Here is a 1517-nt window from a genome sequence, read left to right as displayed (position 1 = left end):
GCGGGCGACGCTGTATCGCCACCAGCAGGCGGCCCGCGCCCGAGCAGCTGTCGCCGAGCAGGTGTGAGATGGACGGGGCGGCGCGGTGGCGCATCCTGCGTCTGCACGTCGAGGACGGCATCGCGCTGGCCGCCCTGGCCCGCGAGACCGGGATCGGGCTGCGCACCTTGGAGCGCTGGCACGCCCGCTACCGCATTGACGGGTATGCGGGCCTGAGCACAGGACAGCGCTCGGATGCCGGTACTCACCATCTTCCCGCGGAGCTCGTGCGGTTGATCGAGGGCCTGGCGCTGAGCAAACCCCGCCCCGCGATCGCCACTCTCCACCGCAGGGTCACCCGTATCTGCGGTACCCGAGGGTGGCCGGTGCCTTCCTACGGCGTGGTCCGCTCGATCGTGGCGGCCCTGGATCCGGGAATGGTCACTCTCGCCCTGGAGGGCGCGGGGTCCTACCGTGACAAGTACGAGCTGGTGTTGCGCCGGCAGGCCGAGCACCCGAATGCGATGTGGCAGAGCGACCACACGTTGCTCGACATCCTCGTGGTGGGCACCGACGGCAAGCCCGCCCGGCCGTGGCTGACGGCGATCATTGACGATTGCTCCCGCGCGATCTGCGGCTACACCGTCTTTCTCGGTGCGCCCTCGGCGATGAACACTGCGCTGGCGCTGAGGCAGGCGATCTGGCACAAGCCCGACCCGGCGTGGCCGATGTGCGGCCTGCCGGACGTGCTCTACGTCGACCACGGCAGCGACTTCATCAGCCACCACCTCACCCGCACCACCGTCGACCTCCATATCCGGCTGATCCACTCCACCGTCGCCCGCCCCCAGGGCCGCGGCAAGATCGAACGGTTCTTCGGCACCGTCAACACCGAGCTTCTCGCTGACCTGCCCGGCTACATCACCGAGGACCACCTTGCTCCGACGCCGAAGCTGTCGCTGGCCGAGCTCGACAGCGCCCTGGAGGGGTTCGTGGCCACCTACAACGACCGGTCGCACAGCGAGCTTGACACCTCGCCGCGCAGTGCGTGGATCGCCGAGGGCTGGCTGCCGCGCATGCCCGAGAGCCTCGAAGACCTCGACGGGCTGCTGCTCACGGTTGCCCAGTCCCGGGTGGTGCAGCGCGATGGCATCCGCTTCCAGGGGCTGCGCTACGTCTCCCCGACGCTGGCCGGCTACGTCGGACGGCCCGTGGTGATCCGCTACGACCCGCGCGACATCACCGAGATCCGCGTCTTTGACCATGACGAGTTCCTCTGCAAGGCCGTGAACCAGGAGCACCAGGCCCAGAAGATCGGCCTCAAGGAGATCCAGGCTGCCCGCAACGCCCGCCGCCGAGCCCTGCGCCAAGGTATCAATGAACGCATCGCCGTCGTAGCCGCACACACCACCGAGGCGCCGCCGACAGCCGAGCCGCCGGCCCCCGCGCCAGCACCGAGGCGGAAGCTGAAGGTCTACAGGGAGGACCTGATGTGAGCCAGCGCTTCATCGTCACCAAGGAGCACCGCCGCTTCACCG

General features: G+C 69.1%; 1 protein-coding gene. It reads left to right on the top strand.

The genetic code is table 11. The features are described from left to right. The first annotated feature begins 68 nt into the window (after nt 1–68). On the top strand, nt 69–1475 hold the full coding sequence (locus L979_RS13540; RefSeq protein ID WP_156125606.1) for a Mu transposase C-terminal domain-containing protein: 1407 nt from the start codon (nt 69–71) through the stop codon (nt 1473–1475). Nucleotides 1476–1517 lie beyond the last annotated feature (42 nt).

Origin of the sequence: Kocuria sp. ZOR0020, from assembly GCF_000800955.1 — a bacterium.
GTDB classification, from domain to species: Bacteria; Actinomycetota; Actinomycetes; order Actinomycetales; family Micrococcaceae; genus Kocuria; species Kocuria subflava.
Note: the sequence above shows the minus strand (reverse complement) of the source record. Positions and strands in the feature narration are given on the sequence as shown.